We start from the raw sequence: 19,162 nt of genomic DNA, 5'->3' as shown, positions 1-19,162 counted from the left end.
CCCGGCCCGCCGATCGACGATGGTCGCATCCTGCGAGGCGAGCAAGATCGTCACCGGCGCATCGGCGAGTTGATCGGCCAACCGATCCAGGACCGGCCGCGCCGCACGCACAAGCTTCGAGTCTGTGGGGGTATCGATGTAGCGCAGACGAGAACCGTCCGAAGCCGCCCCGATGGCACGGCAGCGGCGCCAGGACTGCTCGATCTCCGGCCGCACTCGTGGCGAAGCACTGTCATACCTGTCGGAGTCGTACCTGTCGGAATTGCGATCGTCTACGTGCATGCGAAGCCGCTCGGTCACGTCGTCACCACCTCCAACACCTCACGATCAGTACGAACATTATGTAATAGAGGTCACATGAGCCATGGGTGTCCCAGAACGCTACACCGCAGACTTCTGAGCCCACATCCGGCGTATGCGCACCTTGTCCAATTTGCCCACTGACGTCTTGGGGACCTCGTCTACCCGCACGAACGTGTCGGGGTGCCAGAACTTCGGCAGGGTGACCGCCAAGTGGGCCCGAAGCTGATCATCGGAGACCTCCGCCGTTGTCCGAACCCACGCCACGGGGCGCTCTTGCCAGGTTTCGTGCGGTACCGCGATGACAGCGGCTTCCACCACCGCCGGATGCAGGAGCAGCTGGTTCTCGACCTCGACGGAAGAGATCCATTCTCCTCCGCTCTTGATGAGGTCTTTGACCCGGTCGCGGATCTCCAGCCGGCCGTCCGGGTGGATCACCGCGACGTCGCCGCTGCGCAGCCAGCCGGCGTCGAACGCCTCGGCGGCGCGGTCGTCGTCGAGGTACGTCCCGGTCACCCACGGCGAACGAACCTCCAGCTCGCCGGTGGTGAAGCCATTCCACGGCAGTTCCCGACCCTCTTCGTCGACGACACGCACCTGGAACAACGGCAAGGGTCTGCCTTGGCAATCGGCCGAGTTGCTGAAAGTTCCCATAGGGGAGGTTTCGGTCATCCCCCACCCGTTGACGGTCGCCACTCCCCGCTCCGCCCACCACCTCACCAGCACTGGTGGCAGCACCTGCCCGCCCAACCACATGGTCTGCACACTTCCGAGGTCGTAACGCTCGGGATCGGCATCGAACTGTGCACGCATGAGCGCCGCCACGGCCGGGGCGCCGACGAAGACATCGGGTGTCTGATCTGTGATGATGCGCAGCAACTCCGCGGGCGAGGGGTGCGGCCCGGGGAGGACGAGACGTGCGCCCTGCAGCACCCCCGCGTACGGAACACCCCAACTGTGTACGTGGGACATCTGCGTGGCAAGGAGGTACGAGTGCCGACCGTCGATCGCGACGCCCCCGGAAGCACTGATCGCCATCGCGTGCAGCACCGTACTTCGATGGCTGTACACGACCCCCTTGGGCAGCCCGGTGGTACCCGAGGTGAAACAAATCGACGATGCGGTCGTCTCGTCGAACTCCGGGAATTCCTCGATCGGCACGGCATCGAGCAACAATCCGTCGAACGACCACCAGGTCACCTCTGCAGGTACCGAACACTCGGCCTGCTCGAGATCACCGATGACCACCACATGCCGGATCCGCGGGAGGCGCGGGAGAATCTCGAAGAGAACGGACAACAGATCAGCGTCGATCAGCACAACCTCGTCCTCGGCCTTGTCCATTGTGTAGGCGATGTGCTCGGGTGACATCCGATGGTTGACCGTGTGCAGCACTGCCCCGCACGCAGGAACTGCGTAGTAGGCGACAAGATGCTCGAAGGTGTTCCAGGCCAACGTGGCAACCCTGGTTCCGAACCCGATGCCCAAGTTCTCGAAGGAGCCAGCAAACCGGCGTGCGGTCGCGCCGAGATCACGGTAGGTGAACTCTCGGTCTCCGCGGGTTGCGTCGCACGAGACGCCGACCCGGTCGGCGAAGACGTTCTCAGCACGCCACAGCAGCGAGCTGATCAGCAGTGGACGATCCATCATCGTGGTGAGCATGGCGCATTCCTCCGGATCAGGTGAGCGAGGGTACGACCAGCCTGCACACCAACCCTGGCACCGAACCGTCCGAATTTGCGACAGCGCCCGATGAACTCGTCCGCACTGTTGCGTTGTGGGACACCTCGACCGCCGTGAGGATCCCGAGACTGGAGCCACCTCACCCGCATAGGCGCCCGGCCGACACCGGCCGAGCCCAGCGGGCAACGAGCGCCGGAAGAAAGGTACTCCCATGACAAGTCGTCCAATGACGGAAGTCGCAACAGGATTCACCTACACCGAGGGACCTCGGTGGCACGAGGGCCGACTGTGGTTCGTGGATTTCTACACCCACTCGGTCAATGCCGTGAACGCCGACGGATCCATCGAACAGGTCTGCACCGTCGAACACCAGCCGTCCGGACTCGGATGGCTTCCCGACGGGCGCATGCTCGTCGTCTCGATGAAGGACCGCAAAGTCCTGCGCCGCGAACCCGACGGCTCACTCGTCGAGCACGCCGACATCTCCGAACACTGCCACGGTCACGCCAACGACATGGTGGTCGCCGCGAACGGGCAGGCATACGTCGGCGAGTTCGGATTCGATCTCATGGGAGGAGCCGACCACGAGCACGGCGTTGTCGTCCTCGTCGACACCGACGGCACTTCCCGAGTCGCAGCCGAAGGATTGTCCTTCCCGAACGGCATGTGCATCTCCCCGGACGGAAGAACGCTGTACGTCAACGAACTGTTCGGCAACCGCGTCTCCCGATTCGATATCGAACCGGACGGCACACTCGGCCCCCGTCAGGACTTCGCCTCGTTCGGCGATCTCGGCGACGAGCCGAGCGTGGAGAAGCGGCTTGCAGCGTGCACGATTGCACCTGATGGTCAGGCCCTCGACGCTGAAGGTGCCATCTGGATTGCCGACTGCGTCAACCAACGTGCCGTACGCCTGGCCGAAGGCGGAACCATCCTGGACGAGGTGAGTACGGCTCCGCTGGGAGTGTTCGCGGTCGCGCTCGGTGGCGATGACGGTCGCACACTATTTCTCTCGGTCGCACCGGATTTCGACGAAGCCAAGCGCAGCGCTGCGCGTGAAGCCAAGGTCCTCTCGACGAGAGTCGACGTTCCGCACGCAGGGAGGCCGTGATCGTGCTGCGCACACGTTTCACCGACACTTTCGGGATCGAGCACCCGGTGGTGTGCGGTGGCATGACCGGGGTCGGCACCGCGGAGCTGATCTCCGCGGTGGCCAATGCCGGGGGGTTGGGTTTTCTCACCGCGCTGACGCAACCCACCCCCGAAGCTCTCGTCGCTGAGATCGCCCGGTGCCGGGAAATGACCGATAAGCCGTTCGGTGTCAATCTCACCCTGCTGCCCACCGTCACTCCCGTGCCGTACGACGACTACCGGGCCGCGATCATCGACAGCGGTATCACCATCGTGGAAACCGCCGGCAGCAACCCCCAAGAACATGTGGCGGCGTTCAAAGCCGCCGGGATCAAGGTCATCCACAAAGCGGTAGCGGTCCGGCACGCGATCAAAGCACAGTCCATGGGTGTCGACGCCGTCAGTATCGACGGGTTCGAGTGCGCCGGCCATCCCGGCAACGAGGACATCCCCGGCCTGATCCTCATCCCCGCCGCAGCGCGCGTGCTCGACATCCCGATCATCGCCAGTGGCGGATTCGCCACCGGCGACGGATTGGCCGCAGCACTGGCCCTCGGCGCATCCGCAATCAACATGGGCACCCGGTTCGTGGCCAGCGACGAAGCTCCCGTGCATCCGAACGTCAAGGCCCAGATCGTTGCCAACGACGAACGCCAGACCATCCTCGTGTTCCGAGAGTTCCGTAATACCGCACGTGTGGCCCGCAACTCCATCTCCGAGACGATCGCAGCCCTCTCCGCCCGCCCTGACGCCACGTTCTCCGACGTCGCACACCTCGCCTCCGGGGTACGCGGCCGAACGGAAGTGCTGGAGAAGGGGAACATGGAAGACGGCATGTGGTGGGCAGGTCAATCCCAAGGTCTCATCGATGCCGTGCTTCCCTGCAAGACGATCATCTCGGACATCGTGAGCGATGCCGAAGCCGCCATCCGCAGGATTGCCGCCGACCTCGCCTGACAGGCAGACGGGAGAAGTCATGGAATACACCACCCTTCGCCACGAAGTCGAGGACGGCATCCTCACCGTGGTCCTCAACCGCCCCGACCGTCTCAATGCGTTCACCGTCGAGATGGCCGACGAACTCGAGCACACCTTCGTGTCGGTGAACGACGACGACACGGTCCGGGCCGTGATCGTCACCGGAGCAGGGCGCGCTTTCTGCGCCGGCATGGACCTGTCGAGTGAAGGGAATGTGTTCGGGCTCGACGAGTCGAAACGCCCCACTCTTGCCGACATGAAGAATCTCGACGACCCCGAATTGCGCCGGATCCGCGACACAGGCGGCCGCGTCACCCTCGCAATCCATGCCTGCCGTAAACCGGTGATCGCCGCAATCAACGGCGCGGCCGTCGGAATCGGTGCAACCATGACGCTGGCGATGGACGCGCGCCTGATGTCGACCCGAGCGCGGTTCGGCCTGGTGTTCGGCAAACTCGGAATAGTGCCCGAAGCGTGCTCGACATGGTTCCTTCCTCGGCTCGTCGGCATGCCCACTGCGCTGAATCTGGTCTATAGGGCAGAGATCCTCAACGCCGAGGTCGCATACATCGACGGGTTGGCGCAGGCGCTCCATGAACCCGAGATGTTGCTCAGCGAAGCGCGCGCGTTGGCGAATGCCTGGACCCGCGACCGCTCACCGGTCTCGGTGGCCCTGATGCGCCAGATGCTGCTGCGAAACGCGGCCGCTGCTCACCCCGCAGATGCCCACCGCGTCGATTCGCTGGCCATGTTCTACACCAGCATCGGCGACGGCGCCGAGGGAGTGCAGGCATTCCGCGACAAACGCCCACCCGAGTTCCACGACAAGGCCTCAGCCATGCCGCCATTCTACGAAGAGTGGATCGAGACAACGACGCCGTGAACACCTACTGCATCCCCGCTCCAATCAACCGAACAAAGAAAGTCTCATGAAGCCCACTGTCCTTATGCATGAACTCCGCCAGGAAATCGGACTACCGCTCGGCGACGGCATCCCCGCTGATTCGTCCACATCTCTGATGGTCTCAGCCGATGCTCTGAGCGCGTGGGGCGCAGAGACCGAAGCGGCCGCAACACGCGAGTTGGCAGCGATGCTCCATCAGTGTCGCTGAATACCGAACCTTCCACTTCACCACCTCAGTTCGTGATGATCGGTTCGTGCAGGGCATCGAACTCTCAATGATCAGGACTGGAGAAGCCCCGCGCCCGGTTGGAGCCACCTTCCCGACCACGGGGAAGGTGACCCGCCGCACTTCGCACGGAATTCGCCCGTGTGCGAGTGTTCGACGTCCCCTACCCGAAACGCGTACTTACATCGGGGGGACTGCTGCACGATTCGGCGACAGTTTCGGTCACGCAGCCTGTGCGACTGGTGTGGTCATAATGGTTTCGAACTCGACCGGCGTCGATCGGGGGAGAGGCAGGTCCGGGACACCAGCAGGTCGACGGTCACGCCGAGAGGCCGTAATGCTTCGGCGATCTCTTCGAAGTGTTGCGCCGAGCGAGAATATCGGTCGGGGCCATGAGGACCGCCTGAAAGCCGCCTTCGATTACCAGTAACGCAAACGCAGTGGCTGCCAGGACGGGGGCCTTTCGGCGCCGACGTCTCCCTGCAGCAGCCGATTCGTCGGCCGGAGGCGGTCATGTCGGTGTGGATATCGGCTATCACCCGCAGCTGTGCACCTGTGGGTGTACGGCAGGCCGGCCAACCATGCATCGAGCAGTCGCCCGGTGGGCTTGTGGGCGATGCCGACTTCTGCGGCTTGTGCGTTTCGAAGCACTCCGAGGGCAAGCTGCGACCGCAGGAGTTCGTCATAGGCCTGTCGGTCCCGTCCCTTTTCTGCGTGCTGTTTGGATGCGGGGACATGGACAGCGCGTAGCGCGGTCAGCTGCGACGGCAGCTTCCGTTGAGCCAGCAAGGTCGAGGGATTCGGGTCATCCAGCTTCGGGAGTCGGCGGCGTGCATCGACCGCGGCACGGCGCAGCATCCACGTGTCCACCTCATGTTTCTGCGATTGGGGTAGATCGCGAGCAGTGGTGCGGTGGATTCGCTCATAGGCTCCAACAGTGGTGAGGTCATCTGCAATGCGCCGTTGAAGAACATGGCGGAGACTCGGGTGTTTTCGTCCGCGAGTTGGAATCGCACGTAACATTTTCCCCAGTTCCCCGTATGCTCACGAGTCGTGCGTATCGATCAGGTGTGGCGTTATCCGGTGAAATCGTTCGGAGGAGAACGGATCGACGCCGCAGCGATCGAAGCGGACGGTGTGCGCGGCGACCACCTGTGGGCGCTGGTCGACGCCGAAACCGGAAACATCGCGAGTGCGAAGCGTTTCCGACGCTACGGACTGCTGTTGACCTGCTCCGCACAACTTCTGAACGACGACGACCCCCGCGATCCGGCGGCACTCGAACTCACGCTCGCCGACGGCACGGTGGTGCGCGGCGACGATCCCGAGGTCGACGACCTGCTGTCGAAGCTGCTCGGTCACGACGTGCGGCTCGAACCGCGCGACCGCACCTACGACGAGGCGCCGGTGCATCTCGTCTCCCGCTCCGCGGTCGAAGCGCTCGGCACCGGCGACCCCACCGATGTCGCGTTGCGGCGGTTCCGGCCGCAGCTGGTCGTCGACACTCCGGACACGACCGGTTTCGTGGAGGACGAATGGATCGGCCGACGGGTGTCGGTGGGCTCGGCAGTCCTCGAACCGCACAAGCGCACCGCGCGGTGCGTCATGGTGACGCTCCCCCATCAGGAGGTTCCCGCGCGGCGCGACATGCTGCGTGAGGTGATGACCGCGCATCAGGTGCCCAATGTGCCGGAGGGCAAGCCGATGCCGTGCATCGGTGTCTACGCGACCGTCCCGACTCCCGGCGACATCACCGTCGGCGACGAAGTCCGGATCGGGTAGACCGGGTCACTTCCCGGCGAGGTAGTCCTCGACGAGAAGTTTCTTCTGCACCTTGCCCATGGCGTTGCGCGGAAGAGCGTCGGCGGTACGGATCTCGCGGGGGCGCTTGTGGATCGACAGGGTCTGCGCGACGAAGTCCGAGAGTTCGCCCGGATCACGGAGATCCCCGACGACGTAGGCGACGATCCGCTGTCCGAGATCGTCGTCCGGCACACCCACCACCGCCGCCTCCTGCACGCCGGCATGGTTCAGCAGCGCATGCTCCACCTCGCCGGCGCCGATCCGGTAGCCGCCGGACTTGATCATGTCGACCGATTCGCGGCCGACGATGCGGTGGAAACCCTGGTCGTCGATCACGGCGATGTCGCCGGTCTTGAACCAGCCGTCTTCGGTCATCGACTCGGCGGTCTTCTCGGGGTTGTTCAGGTAGCCGTCGAACAGGGTCGCGCCGGACACCTCCAACTGGCCGAGGGTGTCGCCGTCGTGCGGCACGAGGTTGCCGGCCTGGTCGCGCAGTCGGGTGGAGACCCCGTCGATCGGCAGACCCACCCAGCCGGGCCGACGCTCACCGTCGTGGCGGGTGCTGATCGTGATGATCGTTTCGCTCATTCCGTACCGCTCGATCGGCGCGGAGCCGGTGAGGGCGAGCATGCGCTCGAAGACCGGCACGGGCAGGGGTGCGCTGCCCGAGACCAGGAGTCGTGCGGACGACAGTGCGCGAGCAAGCGATTCGTCGGCGACGACCCGCGACCATACGGTGGGAACACCGAAGTAGAGCGAACCACCCGCCGCTGCATAGGATTCGGGCTTCGGTCGCACCGTGTGCACGAGCGACGAGCCCTGCCGGAGCGCACCGACGACGCCGAGGATGAGTCCGTGGACGTGGAACAGCGGAAGTCCGTGGACGAGAGTGTCGTCGGACGTCCAGTTCCACGCCTCGGCGAGACCGTCGAGACCGGCCGCCACGGCGGACCGCGAGAGCACGACTCCCTTGGGGGCGCCCGTGGTTCCCGAGGTGTACATGATCATCGCGGCACTGCCCGGATCGGCCTCCGCGTGCGAGGACGACGAACGCGCGCTCGCGTCGACAGGGATCGCAGGCAGGGTGACGTCCTCGGGGGCCGCGCCGAGCCACAGCTGCGCACCCGAGTCCTTCAGGATGTGGGCGCGCTCGGCGGGACCGGAATCCGGCGGCACGGGCACCGCGGCCACACCGGCCATGAGGCATCCGGTCGTGGCGATCACCGTCTCGATGCTCGCGGTGGCGTCGACAGCGACCCGCGAGGAGCCTGCGACCTCGTCGGCCACAGCGGCGGCAGCCGCGATCAGTTCGGATCGGGTGAGCGAGACGTCTCCGACGCGGACAGCGCTGCGGTCGTCACTGCCTGCTCCGGACTCGGTGAGCGAGGTCAGCAACGGCACGGGCGTGGTGGTGGTCATCGGTGGTGGTCCCTTCTCGACGTCCTGCCGGACGGTGTCGCGCGGTGCACGGTCCACATTGTGGACCAGCGTGCTACGATGCGGTCCGGCTCAACCTATAGCCCGTGCCGCCTGCCGTCAACGACCGCGCGAAAGGTTCCGATGAACAGCGTTCTCACCGCACTCCGCGTGTTCGAGGAGGTCGCGACCACGCAACCGGTCGGACTCTCGGACTTGAGCAAGCGACTCGACGTCCCCAAGAGCACCGTTCAGCGATGCCTCAAGACCCTTGCCGAAGCCGGCTGGCTGCGCCCCTCGACGACGAACGCCGGGCAGTGGGTCATCACCGGCCGCGCATTCAGCCTGGGCAGCGCGATGTCGTCCGGCGACGACCTGCGCGAGGTCGCACTCCCCGAGCTGAACCGGCTGCAGACCGAGACGGGCGAGACCGTCCATCTCGCCGTGCCGGACGGGAACGAGCTGGTCCTGATCGAGCGACTCGACAGCGCCCATCAGCTGCGCGCCTTCCTCGCCCTCGGCACGCGCCTGCCTCTGCACGCCGCGTCCACCGGCAAGGCCTATCTCGCGTCGCTGCCCGACGAACGGATCGAGAATTTCCTCGCGACCGAACTCCCCTCGCTGACCGAGCACACGGTCACCGATCCGGCGGCTCTGCGCGAGGAGATCGCCGAGATTCGCGCCCGCGGGTACGCCGTGACCGAACAGGGGCTGCATGACGGCATCGCCGCCGTCGCCGTCGCCCTGCGCGGGCGCGGTGGCACCGTGCGCGGCTGCTTCAGCATCTCCGGCCCGGCTTCGCGGCTGACACCCGACCTCTTCGCCGACTACGGCGCGAAGGCGCTGGCAGCGCGGGACGCGATCGAGCGTCGCCTACCCTGATCCGCTCCGAGCAGGACTGGCGGGCGCCCCCACCTCTGGACATATCGTTTATCGATAGGTATAACGATTATCGATGGTATCGACAATCGATAGCCCCGCCGTCCGGCGAGTTCGGAGACGACCATGAATTCCACCCACGACACCGACCGCCCCCAGGGCCCGGGCGCCGAACCCGACACGCTCTCCCCCACCGAGACGTCGAAGAAGGACCGCACCGATCTGCGGGCGTCCCTCACCGTCTTCGCGCTGACCTCACTGATCGTGCTCTTCACCTATGTCCGCGACCTCGCGAGCTCCCTCGGCGACGGCATCGTGACCGCGCGGGTCCGGTTCGACGACGCGGCAGCAGCGCCGGTGCTGTCCACCCCGAACGGCGCCGACCTCCAGACCACCTCGACCACGGTGATCGACGTTCCGACCGACACCCTCTCACCCGTCAGCGTCGGCCTCCTCCGCGCCGGGGAGGCGGTACAGACGTTCGGTTACCTGACAGCCCTGGCCCTGCTGAGCTGGATCGTCGTGCGATTCGTCCGGGGCCGATTGTTCGACCGGGGTGTCATCCGGCTCGTGTGGGTCACGTCGATGGTGGCGATCGCGACCATCATCGTCCCGATGATTCCCCGCACGCTGGGCACCAACATGTTGATCCGTGACGTGGACATGAACGAGGTCCTCTCGAACGCGCCTCTCGGACCGGAGTTCTGGTACGCCTACGTCTTCTGCATGGTGATCTCGGCCGTGGGCGTGGTACTGCGGATCGGCAGCCGCATGGCGCGCGACAACGAAGGACTCGTCTGATGCCTCCGGAAACCGAGCATGCCGTCCGGTGTCATCTCGACGAGCTGCTGGCCGATCGGGGCATGACGCTCACCGAGTTGGCCGACAAGGTCGGCGTCAGCGTGGTGAACCTGTCGGTACTCAAGAACGGACGCGCCCGCGCGATCCGCTTCTCGACCCTCACCGCCCTGTGCCGCGTACTGGATTGCGCTGTGGGCGACATTCTTTCGGTCGACTGACCGACCCCGGAAAACAGCGATGCCCGGAACCTCGTGGGTTCCGGGCATCGCCGATGGTCCGGCCGGTGGCGCTCCGGCTGACGCACGGACCTGTTTCTTTCATTCCCCGATCGCGGGAAGAATGCGGGTGCGGACCTCACCGAAGCCGATGCGCGTCCCGTTCGGGCCGGGAGCGGTGGCCGAGATGGCGATCTCGTCGCCGTCCTCGACGAAGGTGCGCGTCTCGTCGCCGACCTGCACGGGTTCTGCTCCGCCCCAGGTGAGTTCGATGAAGGCGCCGCGCTGGTCCTTCTCCGGGCCGGAGATGGTGCCGGATCCGAACAGGTCGCCGGTGCGGGTCGCGGCACCGTTGACCGAGGTGTGGGCGAGCATCTGCGCCGGCGACCAGTACATCTGCGCATACGGCGGACGCGACACGACGTGCCCGTTCCACTCGACCTCGAGATCGATGTCCAGACCCCACTTCTCGGTGCCCTTCAGGTACGGCAGCGGTTCCGGGTCCTGCACCGGGGTGTCGATACGGGCGGCCTCGAGCGCGGCGATCGGAACGACCCACGGTGAGATCGACGTCGCGAAGGACTTGCCGAGGTTCGGGCCCAGCGGCACGTACTCCCATGCCTGGATGTCGCGGGCCGACCAGTCGTTGAGGATGACCGCGCCGAAGCAGTGGTCGGCGAACTCGTCGGGGGTGATCCGCGAACCCATCGGGGAGCCGACACCGACAATGAAGCCCATCTCGGCCTCGATGTCGAGGCGGATCGACGGACCGAAGACCGGCACAGGATCGTTGGGGCCCTTGCGCTGTCCGCACGGACGCACGATGTCGACGCCCGAGGTCACGACGGTGCTCGACCGGCCGTGGTAGCCGACGGGCAGGTGCTTCCAGTTCGGCATCAGCGGGTCGGGATTCTGCGGCCGGAACAGCCGGCCGAGGTTCGACGCGTGGTTCTCCGACGCGTAGAAGTCGACGTAGTCGGCCACCTCGATCGGTAGGTGCATCGTCACGTCGGCGACGGCGAAGACGGCCTCGTCGGCGACGTCACCGGCGACGAGTTCCCTGATCGCAGCGCGAACTTCGTCCCACCGGGCGCGGCCCCGGGCCATGAACGCGTTGAGCGACGGCTCGGCGAAGACGATGTCGTCCTCGAAGACACGGCTCAGGTCGAGGACCGAATCTCCGACGCGGACACCGACGCGGGGTTCGCTGTCGGCCGTGGAGAAGATGCCGTACGGCAGGTTGTCGAGGCCGAAGAGCGAGCCCTCCGGAATGGCGATGGTGGTCATGCGTTCGTTCCTTCGGTAATCGGGGAAACGGTCGAGGGTGCCAGACCGAGGCCGAGCAGATCCTCGAGCGGTTCGGCGATGCTGCAAGTGCCGTACGACAGGAAACGGCGCCGGACCTCTGCGGCCCGGTCGTCGGAGAGTGCGCCGAGACGTGCGGAGAGCACTGCCCCGTCACGTTCGGCCAGCACGGACGCGACCTCGTCGATGTCGGCTCCGGACAGCACCGCGTCCACCGCGGCCAACAGGTTCACGAACCCGTGCTGTTCGAAGCCCGTCCTCGGGTCGGTGTTGCGCACCGCGTGGTGCAGACCGGCGGTCGCCTTGAACGGAACTCCCGTGGTGACGACCGTCGAGACCGCTGCGGCGAGCTCGGCTTCGTCCGGATAAGCCTCCGCCACGATCCCGCCGGTGCGGAACTTGGCGGCGTACGGCGTCCCGGTCAGTCGGGCGAGGATCTCGGCTCGGCGCTCGTCACGCGGAACCTCGACGAATACATCGATATCCGGTCGACTCACCCTGATCTCGTCGAGCGCCGCGAACAGCTCGTCGACGGATTGCTCTGCGGGGACCGCGATCTCGAGGGCCACCACGGACACCGAGTCCATTGCGTCGACCTGCTCGAGTGCGGGCCGGACGGCGGCGGTGCCGGTCGGTGCGGTCAGGCTCAGGGCCAGCTCACCGGGATACGGGTGCTGCGCCAGGTGATCTGCGAGTTCACCGAGGCGACCGGCCGGGAAGACGAACGCTCCGACGAGCGGTGCGTGCGCGGACGAGCGGTGCCCGGCGTGGGCGGGGACGGCGACGGGCAGCGGGGCGTTGCCCGGAGGGAACAGCGCAGCGTCGTCGCACAGTCCGGTCAGGAGAGGTCCGAAAGTCATTTGGCCGCTCCTGCATTGCGGTTCCAGCTGCCGGCGTAGGCGGCGTCCTCGCACGCGAGCGCACCCTCACCGAGTTCGAGCGGGCGGAAGGTGTCGACCATGACGGCAAGTTCGTCGAAGAACTCCACACCGATGCTGCGCTCGTAGGCACCCGGCTGCGGGCCGTGCGCGTGACCACCGGGGTGCACCGAGATCGAACCCTGGCCGATGCCCGATCCCTTGCGGGCCTCGTAGTCGCCGCCGCAGTAGAACATGACCTCGTCGGAGTCGACGTTCGAGTGGTAGTACGGCACCGGTACGGCCAGTGGGTGGTAGTCCACCTTGCGGGGCACGAAGTTGCAGATGACGAAGTTGTTGCCCTCGAACGCCTGGTGCGCCGGCGGCGGCTGGTGGACGCGACCGGTGATGGGCTCGAAGTCGTGGATCGAGAAGGTGTACGGGTACAGGCAGCCGTCCCAGCCGACCACGTCGAAGGGGTGGTGCGGCATCAGGTAGCGGGTGCCGACGATGCCCTGCGAGGTGCGGTGCTTGACCAGCACCTCGACGTTCTCCTCCTCGACCTGCATCAGCTCGGTCGGTCCGTGCAGGTCGCGTTCGCAGAACGGCGCGTGCTCGAGGAACTGCCCGAACTTCGACAGGTAGCGCTTGGGCGGCACGATGTGGCTGTTGGCCTCGATCGTGTAGGCGCGCAGCGGTGCGTCGCCCTTGGGTACCCAGCGGTGGGTGGTGGCCATCGGCAGCAGGACGTAGTCGCCGGCCTTCGCCTCGAGCGGGCCGAAGACCGTCTCGACGGTGGCCTCACCGGACTCGACGTAGACCATCTCGTCGCCGACCACGTTGCGGTATAGCGGCGAGGGCTCGGTCGACACGACGTACGAGATGCGGACGTCGGCGTTGCCCAGGACCAGACGACGACCCGTCACGACATCCGTCTCGGCCCAGATCGTCTCGGGGAACAGATCGTGCAGCTTCAGGTGCCGCGGCTCGAGCGGATGGTTGGGCCTGGTGGTCTGATCGGGCAGCTTCCACTCGGTCGCGTCGACGATCGCCGACGGGATGTACCGGTGGTAGAGCAGCGCCGAGTCGGACGAGAAGCCCTCCTCGCCCATCAGCTCTTCGTAGTACAGGTTGCCGTTCTCGTCGCGGTGCTGGGTGTGACGCTTAGGCGGGATGACGCCGAGCTGTCGGTAGAACGCCATGATCTGACTCCTCGCGGATCTCGGGCGTGCGAGGGAAGGTCGCTCGCCTGGAATTAGTAAATACGTTAACTAATCCGAGGGTGTGAGCGCAACCACGGAGAGGTCACGAGGCTGTGTCAGTTGCGTCCGCGCACGTCGAACTGGCTGCGGTTGGTGATCAGCTTGTTCAGGAGCATCACGAGAATCTGCTGCTCGGTGGGGGTGAGCACCTCCACCCAGGCCTCCTCGCGCTCGTTCTGAGCACGGAAGCTGTCGCGGATCTCCTTCTCCCCTGCTTCGGTGAGCGACAACTGCACCGAACGCGCGTCGTGACTGACCGGAGTCTTCTCCAGGATTCCCGCCTCGACCAGCGGTTTCGCGAGGTTGGACACGGCGGCGCGGCTCATCCCGGTGAGCCGCGCGGCGACGTTCGGTTCGATCGGGCCCGCGAGCCAGATGACGAACATGAGCCGATAGGCCGACCACGACCGGCCACGCGGACGGTGGACCGCGGCCTCGAGGTCGTAGGTGACGATATCCGAGGCCCGATTGAGGGTGAGCAGGACTTCGGTTGCTCTGCGGTGATGGTCGCCGCCGAACTTGCTGTTCAGACGCTCCTGTGCGAGTTCGACGAAGGACCAGTAGTCGAGGTCGCGGGGTCTGGACATGCGGTCACAGTACCGCAGATCCGGGATAATTCATCTATTTACTATACGGTCGAGCGACCGGCATTCGGCAGGACTGTGGAGAACCGCACTCCGAACGCCGCGAAGTCGGCGGAAAACCGCAGCGACCTGCACGTTCATCGCTCATAGTGTTCCGGACATGAACCTCGCACACACCCTCACGCAGTCCCCCACGGACGAACTCCACGGCTTCGCGGGTCTGTCGCTACAGCTGATGGAGATGCTCGGAGCACCCGGTGCCGGTGTCGCGGTCGCCGCGGAGAACCTCTTCCCGCCGATCCCGAGCGAGGTGATCCTTCCCCTCGCCGGCTTCGCGGCCTCCCGCGGGGAGATCTCCCTCGTCTCGGCCGTCGCGTGGACCACCCTCGGCTCCCTCGTCGGCGCACTGCTGCTCTACCTCGCCGGACGCGCCTTCGGCCGTCAGCGGATGTATGCCGTTGTCGAGCGACTCCCCCTGGTGAACACCTCCGATCTGCGGCGCGGCGAAGAGTGGTTCGCCCGGCACGGCGAGAAGTCGGTGCTCCTCGGCCGGATGGTGCCGCTCGTGCGGAGCGTGATCTCGGTTCCCGCCGGGGTGGAGGCCATGCCCGTCGGTCGGTTCGTCGTCCTGACCGCCCTCGGTAGCGCCCTGTGGAACTCGATCTTCGTACTCGCCGGATACCTCCTCGGTGAGAACTGGGGAGTCGTCGAACCGTATGCCGATGTGCTGCAGAAACTCGTGATCGTCGCGGTGGTCGCAGCAGTGGCGGTGTTCGTCGTCCGCCGTGTCCGATCGATTCGCGCCCGTTAGGGTCGGTCCGTGATCGATCACCTTCGGCGCTCACTCGGGACCTCGGTCCGCGCCGTCGTCGGGCTTCTGCTCGGGATCGTCACCGCGGTGACGGGTGTGGCGGCATCGGCTCGCCGTACCACCGACGGACCGGGTCGCGCGGCCGAACGCGACCGTATTCGTCTCGTGCGATGGTTCGACGCCGAGGCGGTCCGGGATCTTCCGGATCGCGAGCCGACCGGATATTTCCTCGTCCGCCTGGCCTACGGTCCGCTCGTCGGCCTCGTCGTCCTGCTCGTCCTGATCTCCGCGACCGGCTACGGGGGCTGGGCGTTCGTCCTGCTGGCAGGCGGTCGCATCTCCGTCGCCGACGGTCTCGTCTCGCTCCTCGTCGCCGCCGTGATGATCTATCTCTCCGTCCGGATGGCGATGATCGTGGGCCAGTGGGACGTCCGCACAGCCCTGCGGTTGCTCGGCGACGATGCCACGCAGCATCGCCTCCGCGACCTGCAGCGCACCCGCGCCGACGTCGTCACCGCCATCGACGACGAACGCCGGCGGATCGAACGCGCCCTGCACGACGACGTCCAGCAGCGGGCCGTCGCGCTCGCACTCGACGTCGGTCGCGCGCGTCGCACCGCCGAACGCGGCGGCGGGAACCTCGTCGCCGACCTCGACAACGCCGTCGCCCAGGCGCAGGCGTTGCTCACCGAACTGCGCGACGTGGCGTGGCGGATATACCCGGCCGCGCTCGACAAGCACGGAATCGCCGCGGCGCTGGAAGGGTTGTCCGCGCACACCTTCCTCCCCGTCGACCTGGATCTGTCGATCGACCCGGAACCACCACACGATGTCGCAGCAGCCGCGTACTACGTTGCCGCGGAAGGGGTCACGAACTCGACGAAGCACTCCGGCGCCGACAACGTGTCGGTGACCGTCGCGGCGGACGGTCACGTCGTCACGGTCACGGTCGTCGACGACGGATGTGGCGGGGCCGAGATGACGGGCTCCGGGCTGACAGGTCTCGCGCGCCGTGTCGCCGCGCTGGACGGGCAGTTCTCCGTACACAGCCCCCGCGGAGGGCCGACCGTCGTGGAAGCGAGGATCCCGTGCGCATCGTGATAGCCGAGGATTCGACCCTTCTTCGCGAGGGCCTGTCCCGGTTGCTCGCGGACGAAGGCCACGAGGTGGTTGCCGGTGTGGGCAACGCCGTCGAGCTGCGTCACGTCGTCGAGCGCGAGGTGCCCGACCTCGTGTTGCTCGACGTGCGTATGCCACCGACCTACTCGACGGAGGGCATCGACGCGGCGCGGTGCATCAAGGAGGAGCACCCGCAGGTCGCTGTGCTCGTGCTGTCGCAGTACGTCGAGCACCGGAACGCGACCGGCCTGCTCACGAACGGCTGGGGTGGCGTGGGCTATCTGCTCAAGGATCGCGTGTCGGACGTGGGGGCGTTCCTCACCGACCTGGAACGTGTGGCCGCGGGCGGGACGGCCTTCGATCCCGAGGTGGTGCGGCAACTGTTCGCGAGCACCCGCCGCACCGACCCTGTCGCCACCCTCACCGAACGCGAACGCGAGGTGCTCGAGGCCCTCGCCCAGGGGCTGACGAACACCGGCATCGCCGATCGTCTGACCATGTCGGTCAGCGCCGTCGAGAAGCACGTCAATTCGATCTTCGTGAAGCTCGACCTGCCGCGCGAGGCCGACCGTAGTCGGCGGGTACGGGCGGTTCTCCTCTATCTCGAGAGCACAGGCACCCCGAGCTCACGGGACGACCGCTGACGCCCCGTACGGATCAGAAGAGCGGATACACGAAGTGCCCGACGCCTCCGCCGGGTGCGCTCGACCCCGTCACATTCGGAAGGTTCGCGGGCAGACGCTGAAGCTTATGTGGACGGCCTTCGAGGTCGGCCTGCCAGCAATCGGTCGTCACGCCGTGGAAGCCCTGACACACGATGCGGGTGTTCGTGCCGAAGGGCGAGGTCAGCCGCGGCTCGTTCACCAGCGGATTCCAGTAGGCAAGCTCGTCCGGCGTGAGCCAGTTGGCGGGGTCCACGTCGTACACGTAGATCGGACTGTTCGGTTGCTGGACCGGCCACTCGTCCTGCGCCGCCGCGATGCCGGCGCCGCCGAGGACGATCCCTCCTGCCACTGCGGCGACCGCTCCCGCTCGCAGTACCCGCCGAAATCCGTTCGCCATCGTTCCCTCCGCCCATTCTGTCGGATCCGTCCGTCGACCACATCGAAACACGGACCGCGGGGTCCGATACGACAAACCGAGATTGTCGATCTCCGACGCTTTCCGGCAATTCGGGCGGGGAGGACGCCTTCGAGTGACAGATCACGCAACCCGACCTCGCGTGCATTCGAGCACTCCAGCCCTCCAAGAGCACACATCTGTGTGCACAATTGATAGGTGAGTTCAACCCAGTCGACCACCGATCCGCACCACGGCACCCTTCGCAGCCCGCGCTTCTGGCTCGCGCCCTTCGCTGTCGTCGCAGCGATGATGAGTGCCCTGGCCTACTTCTATCTCGGCGCACTCCTCGATCCGAGCGAGAACCTGAGACAGTTCCCGATGGCCATCGTCAATCAGGACGTCGGCGATGTGCTGCCCGGATCGGACGAGCGACAGAACTTCGGCGACCAGATCACCGAGGGCATCCTCGACGGCATCGATCCCGAGGAGATCGACCTCCGACGGATGGGAATCTCGGCCGCCAACCAGGGCCTCGACGACGGCAGCCTGTACGGCGCGATCGTCATCCCGAGCGACTTCACCAAACGCATCTCGATCCTCGCGCAGGCCTCGGTCGTTCCCGGTGACATCGAGAAGCCGATCATCACCCTCTACACGAATCCCCGGACGGGCGCGTTCGCGACGGGCATCGTCACGACGATCGGCGACCGCGCGCTGACCCAGGTGAACGACACGGTCGGGCAGCAGCTGACCGAGACCGTCACCGCGACGCTCGCAGAGTCGGCACCCGACCTGCAATTGTCCGGAGCTTCCAGCCTCGTCCTGACCCAGCCGATCGATGCACTCACCGTCGAGCACAAGCCGCTGCCCGACGGGACGGGCGCCGGCCTGTCCGCCTTCTTCTACACCCTGCTGCTGATCCTGGCCGGCTTCACCGGCGCCACGATCATCAACGCGGTCGTCGACAGCGCCCTCGGTTTCGTGCCCACCGAATACGGCCCCCTCTACATCGCGCGGGAGACCACCCGGATGTCGCGCCTGCAGGTGCTGGCACTCAAGTGGGGCATCACGGTGGTCATGTCGTTGATCGTCTCGGCGTTGTATGTGTGGATCGCCACCGCACTCGGCATGCCGGCGCCGCGCGCGCTGCTGCTGTGGGAGTACGGGGCGCTCGCGATCTCGGCCGTGGGCATCACGTCCCTCGCGGTGATGTCGATTTTCGGCGCGGCGGGCCTGCTGGTGAACCTGATCGTGTTCATCGTGCTCGGCCTGCCGTCGTCCGGTGGCACCATTCCGATCGAGGCCACCCCGCGGATGTTCGAATGGTTGTCGACCTTCGAGCCGATGCACCAGATCTATCTCGCGGTGCGGTCCATCCTCTACTTCGACGGACGACCCGACGCCGGGCTCGGCCACGGCGTGACGATGACGATCGTCGGCGTCGTGTTCGGTCTCGTCGTCGGCGCCCTGGTGACGTGGATCTACGACCGTGTCGGTTTCCACCGGGCCGCGGACGCACCCGTGCGTCTGCCCTGGCGGCCGTCGCGACAGCAGGTTCGGGATTCTGCGGTCGCGACCGACACGGTTCGTTCGAACGACAGCGTGGACGCCGGTGAGGACGATCGTGACGATACGGGCGAATCCTCCGGCAGCTCCGAGCATGCGGGCGAAAGCGACGGGCCCACGAACGAAATGGGGGACCCCGCCGCGCGTCGGGGGTAGCGGCGGAGTCCCTCCACTACCACGGTAGTGGCGGTTCTCGCGGGGATCGCTCTCGATACGGGTGAATTCGAGGGTGAATCGGGGGGTCACCGCGCGTCGGGGTC

At 66.2% G+C, this 19,162-nt stretch carries 18 protein-coding genes and 1 pseudogene; 11 read left to right on the top strand and 8 right to left on the bottom strand.

The window, feature by feature from the left end; translation table 11 throughout:
* A pseudogene (locus K3M35_RS21380) lies at nt 1-300 on the bottom strand (hypothetical protein); the annotation flags it as partial.
* 81 nt (nt 301-381) lie between these two features.
* A complete protein-coding gene (locus tag K3M35_RS21375) occupies nt 382-1,962 on the bottom strand; it encodes a long-chain-fatty-acid--CoA ligase (protein WP_006554680.1) in 1,581 nt (526 codons plus the stop codon).
* A 232-nt stretch (nt 1,963-2,194) separates the two neighbouring features.
* Here K3M35_RS21375 and K3M35_RS21370 point away from each other — a divergent pair, with 232 nt between their 5' ends.
* The 4 genes from K3M35_RS21370 to K3M35_RS21355 all read left to right on the top strand — a co-directional run bounded on the left by K3M35_RS21370 (nt 2,195) and on the right by K3M35_RS21355 (nt 7,004).
* Nucleotides 2,195-3,094, top strand: a complete 900-nt coding sequence (locus K3M35_RS21370) for an SMP-30/gluconolactonase/LRE family protein (protein ID WP_039583700.1) — start codon at nt 2,195-2,197, stop codon at nt 3,092-3,094.
* 2 nt (nt 3,095-3,096) lie between these two features.
* Nucleotides 3,097-4,071 carry a nitronate monooxygenase family protein gene (locus K3M35_RS21365; RefSeq protein WP_170318582.1) on the top strand — a complete coding sequence of 325 codons (975 nt, stop codon included), beginning with the start codon at nt 3,097-3,099 and terminating at the stop codon, nt 4,069-4,071.
* Nucleotides 4,072-4,090: 19 nt separating this feature from the next.
* Nucleotides 4,091-4,975: a crotonase/enoyl-CoA hydratase family protein gene (locus tag K3M35_RS21360; RefSeq protein WP_039583701.1), complete on the top strand. Its 885-nt coding sequence runs from the start codon at nt 4,091-4,093 to the stop codon at nt 4,973-4,975.
* Nucleotides 4,976-6,275: 1,300 nt separating this feature from the next.
* The gene (locus tag K3M35_RS21355; protein WP_220666961.1) at nt 6,276-7,004 is read left to right on the top strand and encodes an MOSC domain-containing protein; all 729 of its coding nucleotides are present in this window, start codon (nt 6,276-6,278) and stop codon (nt 7,002-7,004) included.
* Nucleotides 7,005-7,010: 6 nt separating this feature from the next.
* Here the strand turns inward: K3M35_RS21355 and K3M35_RS21350 are convergent, their stop codons facing one another.
* Nucleotides 7,011-8,444, bottom strand: coding sequence for an acyl-CoA synthetase (locus K3M35_RS21350; protein WP_220666960.1), 1,434 nt, complete (start codon nt 8,442-8,444; stop codon nt 7,011-7,013).
* 141 nt (nt 8,445-8,585) lie between these two features.
* On the opposite strand from K3M35_RS21350, the gene K3M35_RS21345 reads away from it, so the two are divergent.
* The 3 genes from K3M35_RS21345 to K3M35_RS21335 all read left to right on the top strand — a co-directional run bounded on the left by K3M35_RS21345 (nt 8,586) and on the right by K3M35_RS21335 (nt 10,339).
* Entirely contained in the window at nt 8,586-9,323 is a 738-nt protein-coding gene (locus K3M35_RS21345; protein WP_019288282.1) for an IclR family transcriptional regulator, read from the top strand.
* 123 nt (nt 9,324-9,446) lie between these two features.
* The gene (locus K3M35_RS21340; RefSeq protein ID WP_138844820.1) at nt 9,447-10,121 is read left to right on the top strand and encodes a hypothetical protein; all 675 of its coding nucleotides are present in this window, start codon (nt 9,447-9,449) and stop codon (nt 10,119-10,121) included.
* Nucleotides 10,121-10,339, top strand: a complete 219-nt coding sequence (locus tag K3M35_RS21335; protein WP_259444327.1) for a helix-turn-helix transcriptional regulator — start codon at nt 10,121-10,123, stop codon at nt 10,337-10,339. Before K3M35_RS21340 ends, K3M35_RS21335 begins: the two co-directional genes overlap by 1 nt.
* Before the next feature lie 99 nt (nt 10,340-10,438).
* On the opposite strand, the gene fahA is transcribed toward K3M35_RS21335, so the two are convergent.
* The 4 genes from fahA to K3M35_RS21315 all read right to left on the bottom strand — a co-directional run bounded on the left by fahA (nt 10,439) and on the right by K3M35_RS21315 (nt 14,347).
* A complete protein-coding gene (gene fahA, locus K3M35_RS21330; protein ID WP_220666959.1) occupies nt 10,439-11,623 on the bottom strand; it encodes a fumarylacetoacetase in 1,185 nt (394 codons plus the stop codon).
* Nucleotides 11,620-12,501, bottom strand: a complete 882-nt coding sequence (locus tag K3M35_RS21325; RefSeq protein WP_064256484.1) for a hypothetical protein — start codon at nt 12,499-12,501, stop codon at nt 11,620-11,622. Before K3M35_RS21325 ends, fahA begins: the two co-directional genes overlap by 4 nt.
* On the bottom strand, nt 12,498-13,700 hold the full coding sequence (locus K3M35_RS21320) for a homogentisate 1,2-dioxygenase (protein ID WP_024102288.1): 1,203 nt from the start codon (nt 13,698-13,700) through the stop codon (nt 12,498-12,500). Before K3M35_RS21320 ends, K3M35_RS21325 begins: the two co-directional genes overlap by 4 nt.
* Before the next feature lie 116 nt (nt 13,701-13,816).
* Nucleotides 13,817-14,347: a MarR family winged helix-turn-helix transcriptional regulator gene (locus K3M35_RS21315; protein WP_220666958.1), complete on the bottom strand. Its 531-nt coding sequence runs from the start codon at nt 14,345-14,347 to the stop codon at nt 13,817-13,819.
* Nucleotides 14,348-14,504: 157 nt separating this feature from the next.
* Between K3M35_RS21315 and K3M35_RS21310 the strand changes: the two genes are divergently transcribed.
* The 3 genes from K3M35_RS21310 to K3M35_RS21300 are packed head-to-tail and all read left to right on the top strand — an operon-like array spanning nt 14,505 to nt 16,918.
* Nucleotides 14,505-15,155: a DedA family protein gene (locus K3M35_RS21310; protein ID WP_220666957.1), complete on the top strand. Its 651-nt coding sequence runs from the start codon at nt 14,505-14,507 to the stop codon at nt 15,153-15,155.
* A 9-nt stretch (nt 15,156-15,164) separates the two neighbouring features.
* Nucleotides 15,165-16,256 (top strand): sensor histidine kinase, encoded by a 1,092-nt coding sequence (locus K3M35_RS21305; protein WP_039583718.1) that lies wholly within the window; start codon nt 15,165-15,167, stop codon nt 16,254-16,256.
* Nucleotides 16,244-16,918, top strand: coding sequence for a response regulator transcription factor (locus K3M35_RS21300; RefSeq protein ID WP_006554662.1), 675 nt, complete (start codon nt 16,244-16,246; stop codon nt 16,916-16,918). Before K3M35_RS21305 ends, K3M35_RS21300 begins: the two co-directional genes overlap by 13 nt.
* Nucleotides 16,919-16,931: 13 nt before the next feature.
* Here K3M35_RS21300 and K3M35_RS21295 read toward each other — a convergent pair whose 3' ends face one another.
* On the bottom strand, nt 16,932-17,336 hold the full coding sequence (locus tag K3M35_RS21295; RefSeq protein ID WP_033097552.1) for a hypothetical protein: 405 nt from the start codon (nt 17,334-17,336) through the stop codon (nt 16,932-16,934).
* Between the two features lie 216 nt (nt 17,337-17,552).
* On the opposite strand from K3M35_RS21295, the gene K3M35_RS21290 reads away from it, so the two are divergent.
* Entirely contained in the window at nt 17,553-19,058 is a 1,506-nt protein-coding gene (locus K3M35_RS21290) for a YhgE/Pip domain-containing protein (protein WP_006554660.1), read from the top strand.
* Nucleotides 19,059-19,162: the final 104 nt, after the last annotated feature.

This window comes from Rhodococcus sp. DMU2021 (genome assembly GCF_019641445.1).
GTDB classification, from domain to species: domain Bacteria; phylum Actinomycetota; class Actinomycetes; order Mycobacteriales; family Mycobacteriaceae; genus Rhodococcus; species Rhodococcus pyridinivorans.
The sequence above is the reverse complement of the archived record's forward strand: the minus strand, read 5'-3'. Positions and strand labels throughout refer to the sequence as shown.

Excerpts from the sequence above, each read along its gene's own strand:
- K3M35_RS21295 (WP_033097552.1), bottom strand. The coding sequence starts at position 17,336 with ATGGCGAACGGATTTCGGCGGGTACTGCGAGCGGGAGCGGTCGCCGCA.
- K3M35_RS21375 (WP_006554680.1), bottom strand. The coding sequence starts at position 1,962 with ATGCTCACCACGATGATGGATCGTCCACTGCTGATCAGCTCGCTGCTG.
- K3M35_RS21360 (WP_039583701.1), top strand. The coding sequence starts at position 4,091 with ATGGAATACACCACCCTTCGCCACGAAGTCGAGGACGGCATCCTCACC.
- K3M35_RS21310 (WP_220666957.1), top strand. The coding sequence starts at position 14,505 with ATGAACCTCGCACACACCCTCACGCAGTCCCCCACGGACGAACTCCAC.
- K3M35_RS21315 (WP_220666958.1), bottom strand. The coding sequence starts at position 14,347 with ATGTCCAGACCCCGCGACCTCGACTACTGGTCCTTCGTCGAACTCGCA.
- K3M35_RS21345 (WP_019288282.1), top strand. The coding sequence starts at position 8,586 with ATGAACAGCGTTCTCACCGCACTCCGCGTGTTCGAGGAGGTCGCGACC.
- K3M35_RS21320 (WP_024102288.1), bottom strand. The coding sequence starts at position 13,700 with ATGGCGTTCTACCGACAGCTCGGCGTCATCCCGCCTAAGCGTCACACC.
- K3M35_RS21370 (WP_039583700.1), top strand. The coding sequence starts at position 2,195 with ATGACAAGTCGTCCAATGACGGAAGTCGCAACAGGATTCACCTACACC.
- K3M35_RS21350 (WP_220666960.1), bottom strand. The coding sequence starts at position 8,444 with ATGACCACCACCACGCCCGTGCCGTTGCTGACCTCGCTCACCGAGTCC.
- fahA (WP_220666959.1), bottom strand. The coding sequence starts at position 11,623 with ATGACCACCATCGCCATTCCGGAGGGCTCGCTCTTCGGCCTCGACAAC.
- K3M35_RS21340 (WP_138844820.1), top strand. The coding sequence starts at position 9,447 with ATGAATTCCACCCACGACACCGACCGCCCCCAGGGCCCGGGCGCCGAA.
- K3M35_RS21335 (WP_259444327.1), top strand. The coding sequence starts at position 10,121 with ATGCCTCCGGAAACCGAGCATGCCGTCCGGTGTCATCTCGACGAGCTG.
- K3M35_RS21325 (WP_064256484.1), bottom strand. The coding sequence starts at position 12,501 with ATGACTTTCGGACCTCTCCTGACCGGACTGTGCGACGACGCTGCGCTG.